Origin of the sequence: Leifsonia sp. ZF2019 (genome assembly GCF_019924635.1) — a bacterium.
Classification (GTDB): domain Bacteria; phylum Actinomycetota; class Actinomycetes; order Actinomycetales; family Microbacteriaceae; genus Leifsonia.
This window is the reverse complement of sequence record NZ_CP065038.1, coordinates 94,095-101,776: the sequence shown is the minus strand read 5'-3', so window position 1 is coordinate 101,776 and position 7,682 is coordinate 94,095. Positions and strand designations below refer to the sequence as shown.

Sequence of the window (7,682 nt, the reverse complement as noted above, 5' to 3'; positions counted from 1 at the left end):
GCGCCCGTCGACCAGGTGATGCAGCTTCGTGGACAGTCCGCCGCGGGAGCGGCCGAACCCGTGATCAGCGGCTCGTTGACCGTTATCTGTCCGAGGGTGTTGCAGCACATGACTTTGTCACCTGGCATACCAATGATTCGTTTGATCAGATGGCCACCTTCTTCAGCCGAAGGAATCCCCACAAGAGACAAAATTGCTTCTGCCGGGGTTAGCGGCTGCTTAGAATGTGCAGATCCAGAGAGCCAGCCGCCTGGATCCCTGAAGACCACAACATCTCCCCTGCTCACAGGAAAGCTCGGCGAGGGCGGTCGAGCCGGTCTGAGCCTTAGAAGACGGGCTAGGAAAGTGGGCTCTTCTTAGCCGGCGCGGGGGGATGCGTCATGAACTCGGTGGACGTGGGCATGATGGTTTTGTGACCGCAACCGGGTGGGGCTGGTGGGCAGGCAGGTGGGGCTGGTAGACAGGGTTGTATGGGAAACCGAGCACACACCACATCCACCGGCCGCAATTCTGTCGACGGTCCCGTCCCGGGTCGGGGTTCCCATGCCATAACCAACAGTGGCGATCGGGAACCCGTCCCCTGGATTTTGCGCGTCATGGTCGCCGCCCCTGAAGGAAGGGCCCGATCGTCTGTGACGGTACTTGGGTTGTATTGGGGAACAACAGCCGAGGGGATGGTGCGGGTTCCTCAGAGGGTGTTAGACGCAGTTACCCCCGAGGCGACCGGTGAGAATCCCCATCCGGAACCCGACTTGACACGCTTATCAGTCAGGACAGTAGGCAATGGGACAGGACTGGGGCATCAGGTGTCGACGGTGGTCAGTTGGCGATCGTTGGGAGGCGGGGTGGCCGAGTTGAGACTCACAACTTGGCGAAGGAGCCGCGGCGGCAGTGACAACCCGGTGACTAATACTCCGTTTCCTGACCCGTCGGCGCCGGTACCGGCGGCAGGAGCAGGAACCGTCTACTGGGGACGCGGCACAGGTAACGCCCGGGCTGGGGTAAACACTCAGCGGGAGGGGTGGGGCCGGGTGATAAATCCGGCGTATCGACGTTCGGACGATGATCCCTTTTTGTATGTGCTGGATGAGAACCGGGTGAACCCGGCCAATGCGGGGGATCCGAACGCAGTGGAGAGCTATTTGACCAATCAAACTGATTTGGGGTCAGTGGTGATGCTCCCCAACCCGGACAACCCGACGGAGTTGGTGCCGGCAGGGATCGTAGTGGAGGTGCTACCCGCTAGGGAACCACGTCTCGGTGACCGAACTGCTATGACGTCTCGCAGGAATATTTGGGCTCCGTTTGCCCGAATGGATCCGATGGCGTCCGCGTCTGTGCAACCAGTGTTGGGATCCTCGGGGGGGCAGGGTGCGGATGTGGTGCGGGATGCGGTGACAACGTCCGCGTCTCACACCGTCCCAACCCCGCCGCCGGCAACTATTTACACCGCCCCGGTAGCCTCTGACCTGTCGTTTGTGCAAGAAAGCAGCAGAACGGTTATCAACCAGACTCCGATAACCATGACCCCAAGCTCCCACACAACAAACACACAGGTGAACGTGGCCTCGTTGAACGTGGCCACAAATCAGACTCTGCAAAGTGTCGCACTGATTCCCGGCTACTCTCAGACGCAACCAAACGGGTTGCCGTTACCCGGGGACGCGAGCGGCCCGATGGAACTTTTCACAGAGAACTACGATTATCCCAATAATGTGCGGATCACACCGACCAGCCCGTTGGTGCCGCTATTCACAGTGACTTGGGATCCTGCTGTTCGAACAAACCCGTACTCCCCTGTGATTGCGGGGCACCAGGTGTTCATGAGGTACTACAACGCAGACGGGACTTTGCCGGCCTGGGGATCGGCTACTACTAGTAGCCATAACGCGCCTGGAGCTGATAGTTCCTCGTTGACGGAGGAGTTAGGGGTGAACGATTTCGGACGCAGGTTCCAGGTCGCTGTCCTTGCCTACGATGAGAACAATCAACTAATTGGTTCGGATACGGGGTACCCCCCGGAGGCTCTCCCGGGTAACTACCGGGCCATTTATGGTCCCCCTGCCCAGCTTGGGGGCCCAACAGACCAGTACATCGTCCAGGGAGAAGTAGGCAGCGAAATATCTCCCGACCTGGTATGGGTTGATGAGGTCACCACCCGGTACCAATGGGAACACTCCACAACCGGGGTATCGTTCGCACCCATCACTGATGTTCCCGGTATTACGGGAGAAACCACGGACACTCTCACGTTCGGGACAGCACAAACACCGATCGATAGGGATCTTCACGAGGGGTGGTACCAGGTGCGAGTGACCACCGGATTCGGTGAAATCCATGCTGGGCCCATCCATGTCACCGTATCTACCTACGACCTGCCCGACCTGCTGGATCAAGCACCACAACCAGGCGACGCACTGGTCGCGAACCTGGGTACCGTGGGGGATGCGTCCATCACCGGGCAAAGCTACCCCGAACCGCCCAAAGAAACCCGCACCCCCCAAACCCACCCAGACCCAACAGGGTCGGGGCAGGGAGACACGACGGGCCAGAAGTACCTCACCCCATCCACCTACAGGTGGTTGAAAATGGACCCCGACACGAACTTCTTCACCCAGATCGCGAACCCGGACACCACACTCCAAACAGATGACCTTGAAGAGGGCTACCACACCCTCACCTTCGGGTACGTCGACAACAACGGGAAAACCCACGGCGTCTCGTTCTCCGACGCCGGGTTCTACATCCTCGAAATCGTCGACACCTACGGCAACACCGCTTACACAGACCCAGTAGAACTCATCGTCCAAAACTAATTCCGGGAAGGATGGATTTATTCGGATCAGAGACGCTCTGAGGCTAGGGTGTGTCTGCCAATGGGCCGGCGGTGTGCTGAGAGTCTGTGATCGTGTCGCGATTCCAAATGCTCTCGGATGCACGGTTGATGGTCTAGGTGTACTGTCCGGGGAGGTTGGTTAACCGGGTGATGGGTGGTTGGTTGCGGATGGCGGTGTGGGGCCGATGATGATTGTATTCGTGCAGCCATGCTGGCAGTGCTTTGCGGTGGGCTGACTCCGACGTGTAGTGGCGGCTGAATGCCTATCCGTCGGCGAGGGTGCGGTGGAAGCGCTCGATCTTTCCGTTGGTCTGTGGCCGGTAGGGGCGGGTCTTCTTCGCGGTGATGCCGAGTTCGGCGCAGGCGTCCCGCCAGGCGTGGGATTTGTAGGCAGACCCGTTGTCGGACAGAACGCGGTGAACTACGACGCCGCGGTCTGCGAACCAGGCCACGGAGCGCCGGAGAACACCGATCGCGGTGACCGCCTTTTCGTCGTCGTGGATCTCGGCGTAGGCGACCCTGGAGTGGTCATCGATCACGGTGTGGACGAACGCGGTGCCCAGGCGCGGTTCCCAGCGGGTGTTGCGGTTCCCAGTTCGGGTTGCGGTTGCTTCCCGGTGCCGTTCGCCCTGGACACGGCCCACAAATCGCCATCCGCCACCATCGGGGATGTTGCCCAGCTTTTTCACATCGACGTGGATCATCGCACCGGGTGTCTCGTGTTCGTAGCGGCGGACAACCTCGCCGGTGCGAACGTCGACGTGGCGCAGCCGGTTGAGCCGGCAGCGGACCAGGACAGCGTGAACCGTTGAGGGCGCCATGCCGAGTCGGGCGCCGATCGCGACCGGACCCAACCGCTTCTTCCACCGCAAATGCGCAAGCTTGCGTACCATCACCTGCGATGTTCGGTTCGGGCTGTGGTGTGGTCTCGAGGATCGGTCCATCATCCCGTTGCCCCCGAAGGCCCGGTATCGGTCTGCCCACCGTTTCGCGGTCGGCCAGGCGACATGGAAGAACGCTGCCGCGTGAGCGACCGGCCAGCCTTCATCAACGATCAGGCGTGCGATCCGAAGACGGTGACGCGGAGTCAGAGCAGCATTAGCGTGGGACATGAAGACCTCCTGGGGAAGCGGAATCTAGACAGTTCCACTCCACCCCGGCAGGTCCTCCCAACACCTCAACGACTACAGCGAGTCGTCACAGCTCAACCAACCTCCCCGGACAGTACACCTAGGGCGTGTCTTCTAACCGTTTGAGCCAGAGTGTGATTGCGCGGAGGACGACTGCTCCCCGGTAGGTGACGGCGAGGTTGTCGTAGCGGGTGGCGAGGCCTCGCCATTGCTTGGTGTCGCAGAAGCCGCGTTCGATGACGTTCCGTCCTCGGTAGTTGATCGCGTCGAATCGGGGTGGTCTGCCGCCCGCGCTGCCGCGGTTGAGGCGGTGTCGCTTCTGATCGTCGGGTTCGGGGATGACTGCCGCGATACCGCGTCGGCGGAGGTGGGAGCGGATTGCGCGTGATGAATACGCTTTGTCGCCGCGGACGGCGTCGGGCCGGGTGCGAGCTCGACCCATTCGATCTACTCGGAGCTGTCCCATCAAGGCGTCAAACATCGGCGAATCACCGGACTGGCCCGGCGTGAGGAGCACGACAAGCGGGAGTCCGTTGCCATCGACGAGTTGGTGGATCTTCGTCGACAGGCCGCCACGCGAGCGGCCGATCGCGTGGTCAGCGGGTTCCTGACGAAGATTCTTGTGATTCGATCGTGCCCCCTGGGGTGTTGGTGGGGCGGCGGCCCGCGGGCTCCTCGACACGGGCGAAGGTGGTCGCATGCTGGTGGGCTCGGTTGATCGTGGAATCCACGCTCACCGTCCAATCCAGCACCCCGGCCGCGTCGGCCTCAGTCAACAGCGCAGCATGCACCCGGTCCCAGGTGCCGTCGTGACTGAATCGGTTGTGACGCTTCCAGACCGTCTGCCAGGGACCGAACTCCGCCGGCAGATCCCGCCACGGAATCCCGGTCCGATACCGCCAAATGATGGCCTCGACCACCAAACGATGATCACCGAACGGGCGACCGCCCTTCGGCGACGGGGCCGGCATCAACGACGCGATCCGCTCCCACTGAGAATCCGACAACACCCGAGACCGCAACACAACGCCCAGCCTGCACCACGACCACAACAACGGTTAGAAGACACGCCCTAGCACCCAACCGGTGAGGCATAGGCCGCATAGAGCTCAACGTGTCAACGCCATCCCTCATCCAAGCGCCCCTCCCTCCCCGACGTCGCGCGCGTCGCCGCATCTGCCGATGCATGACCATCCGAGGACCGCCGACTCGTCAAGGGGCCCCGCCGCGTCCGCCCCCAGCTTCGGCCGCGCCTGCAGGCATAGCCACACCCGAACCCACATGGGTTCGCAGTCCATCCCCAAACCCGGGGCAACGCCCCAGAAGGGCGGCTCACATGACCGTCTCCGTGCTCGTCAACATCACCATCCACAACGCCACCCTCCCACCCGGGCAGGACCCCGGTCGCCCGGCCGAGGAGGACAGTCGGAACAGGTGGCTCGGCCGCCTGTGGAACCTGCTCATCACCACCGTGGCTTCAGCCCTCGGCATCGCAACCGCAGCGCTGATGGGCTTCCCCGGCTGACGGAACCGGGCGGTCGACGACCCTGCATGGCGTCGGCGTCGTCGGCCGCCTCGTCGGGCAGCTTGCCACGGCAGAGCCACTTCCAGAAGGTGGCCCGTTACGCGAGCGCCCGCGGGTTGCTGGAAGGATGAGGGCGTGATCACGGTAATCGCGCGCGGGGACGGCGTGCACATGGGCGACATGCTGAATCTCGTTGAGACGTGGGACTTCTTCGACAGCGCGCGCCTGGGCGAGCTTGCACTGCGGTTCACCAAAGCCAGCTTCCGCCCGACGATCAACGGCACACACGCGTGGCTCCTGCGCATCGTGCACGACGCCGAAGCCGTCCAGTCCCCCGAAGGATGGTGGGAATGGAAGTCGACCGGCGAGGAACAGGACTACGTGTACCTGTTCAACATGCTCGGCCGCACCCGGAACACCAGCTGGCAGATCAGCGACGCAAGCCGCTGGCGCCTCTCCCACAGCGCCTCTCTGGCCGAGACGATCCGTCCCGGTGCGACCGGGCAGCGGATGGTGCAGCTCGAGTACCTGTCCGGCGCACGCCTCGTCTCCCTCCCCGACTTCCGGGACCAGGTGCGCCTCTCCGACGCCCGTCTCCACGCCCACCAGGTAAAAGAGCAGCGCAAACGCCAGAACCCCTAGACGTTGCGCCTCACGAGGTGGTTGTCATCGTCGCGCGGGAGGCGGCGGCCAGGTGAATCGATCTCATGACGGCAACGGCATACAGAGCGTCACCGTCGTCGGGCCGAACCTGTCGTCAGCGCGTCGCCGATCGTTCGCTTCGGGTCGTCCCGATCCAACTGGTGATGCCCGCGGTCGCGAACAGGGCGATGGTTGTAGGGACCATGACGTTTGGATCCAGAACATAGGCGAGCCCGCCCGCGATACATCCGAGCAGGATTGACGTCAGTGCGACCACGACAAAGACGCGCTCCGACCGAGTCATTCCACGCGGCTGAGGGAGTCTCGTCATGTCGTCAGGCTAGCAACAGTCTCCGTTAGGAGCCGAGCATCCGCGTGATGTCTCCGTAAAGGTAGAGCGTTCCCCCGGCGAGGAAAGTAAGCCCTGCTGAGAAAGCGGTGACACGGATGATGACACGCTTTGAGCGTGCGCGTTCCTCGTCGCGCGCGAAGGCTACCCGCGCGGCGGTGTAGGAGTCGATGTAGTCGAGTGCGACTTCACGATCATCGAACCCCGGAAGCTTTGCATGCCCTTGGGCCACCGCCTCGCGGAAGTTGACCAGTTCTCCACCACCCAATGGCCCATCCCAGAGGTCCATCGACTCCAGCAGCCTGAAGGCCTTCTTGCTCATATCCTCAATCCTCCTCGGATCCGCTGACATTGTTCACGGGCCGGCTAGAAGCCGCGGTAGGCATCTGAGCGATGCGCGATCCGCATCACCTCAACCAATCGCTGTTCTTCGTCGACGCGAACCAGCACCCGGTAAGCGATGCCCACGTAGCCAGACCGCATCCCCTGCAGCTCGGCACCCAACGGCTTCGTCACTCGCATCGGGTTGTCCGACAGTGGTCCATCCAGGAACCGCAACACGGCGTCCGCCATCTTCGGCGTCAACCGAGCCAGGGCGCGCGCCGCTGGCCGAGACAGCTCGATGCGGTAGCTCGGGTCCTTCACCGATTCGCCAGTTGCGCTCGAACCTCATCCAAGGACAGCATCCGCCCCTCGGCAGCATCCTCCTCAGCTTCAGCCATCTCGGCCGCGTGCGACGGATCAGACAGCCAGGCCAGCGTCTCCTGCAGGGCATCCAGATCCTCGGGAGAGATCAGCACGGCGGCCGGCTTCCCATGGCGCGTGATCACCACGGCGTCATGCGTCGCTTCGACACCCTCAACCAGGTTCGACAGCTTGTCCTTCGCTTCACTCACCGACATCGTCTGCATGTTACGATCATGCCAGATTTCCGGCCACTTTTATAGCCCAAGCTATAGCCGATAATATTTATTATGTCAGTTTGAAGATGGCTTATTCCCGTCGGATGCGAATCTGCCACCAGTCACGTACTTCTCGGTCACCCCCAGCAGGGGCTCAGATTAGGTGGAGTTGAGCGCCCGCCGCAGCTGCTACCGGAGGCGCCCACCCAGGCCCCAAAGTGCTTCGCCCATAGGCCTACCGCGGTGAGGGTGAGTTCGTCATCCAGCCAAACTCCTTACCCGGGCTCTGACCGTTTCC

The 7,682-nt window shown here is 62.3% G+C and carries 7 protein-coding genes and 1 pseudogene; 3 read left to right on the top strand and 5 right to left on the bottom strand.

Annotated features, from left to right (window positions below):
- The first annotated feature begins 1,931 nt into the window (after positions 1–1,931).
- Positions 1,932–2,816 (top strand): hypothetical protein, encoded by an 885-nt coding sequence (locus tag IT072_RS21210; RefSeq protein ID WP_223361086.1) that lies wholly within the window; start codon positions 1,932–1,934, stop codon positions 2,814–2,816.
- Positions 2,817–2,949: 133 nt separating this feature from the next.
- On the opposite strand, the pseudogene IT072_RS21205 reads toward IT072_RS21210, so the two are convergent.
- Positions 2,950–3,948: pseudogene (locus IT072_RS21205) on the bottom strand (IS481 family transposase).
- A gap of 118 nt (positions 3,949–4,066) precedes the next feature.
- Positions 4,067–4,991, bottom strand: a protein-coding gene (locus IT072_RS21200; protein WP_442786818.1) for an IS5 family transposase whose coding sequence is annotated in 2 segments (ribosomal slippage) — positions 4,067–4,646 and positions 4,645–4,991 — 927 coding nt in all. Because the reading frame shifts where the segments join, the coding sequence is not laid out codon by codon here.
- A 311-nt stretch (positions 4,992–5,302) separates the two neighbouring features.
- Between IT072_RS21200 and IT072_RS21195 the strand changes: the two genes are divergently transcribed.
- Entirely contained in the window at positions 5,303–5,491 is a 189-nt protein-coding gene (locus tag IT072_RS21195; protein WP_223361085.1) for a hypothetical protein, read from the top strand.
- A 135-nt stretch (positions 5,492–5,626) separates the two neighbouring features.
- The gene (locus tag IT072_RS21190; protein ID WP_223361084.1) at positions 5,627–6,133 is read left to right on the top strand and encodes a hypothetical protein; all 507 of its coding nucleotides are present in this window, start codon (positions 5,627–5,629) and stop codon (positions 6,131–6,133) included.
- A 356-nt stretch (positions 6,134–6,489) separates the two neighbouring features.
- Here IT072_RS21190 and IT072_RS21185 read toward each other — a convergent pair whose 3' ends face one another.
- The 3 genes from IT072_RS21185 to IT072_RS21175 are packed head-to-tail and all read right to left on the bottom strand — an operon-like array spanning position 6,490 to position 7,393.
- Positions 6,490–6,804, bottom strand: coding sequence for a hypothetical protein (locus IT072_RS21185; RefSeq protein ID WP_223361083.1), 315 nt, complete (start codon positions 6,802–6,804; stop codon positions 6,490–6,492).
- Between the two features lie 44 nt (positions 6,805–6,848).
- Positions 6,849–7,127, bottom strand: a complete 279-nt coding sequence (locus IT072_RS21180) for a type II toxin-antitoxin system RelE family toxin (protein ID WP_223361082.1) — start codon at positions 7,125–7,127, stop codon at positions 6,849–6,851.
- A complete protein-coding gene (locus IT072_RS21175; protein WP_025159513.1) occupies positions 7,124–7,393 on the bottom strand; it encodes a type II toxin-antitoxin system Phd/YefM family antitoxin in 270 nt (89 codons plus the stop codon). The genes IT072_RS21180 and IT072_RS21175 overlap by 4 nt, the downstream gene beginning before the upstream one ends.
- Positions 7,394–7,682: the final 289 nt, after the last annotated feature.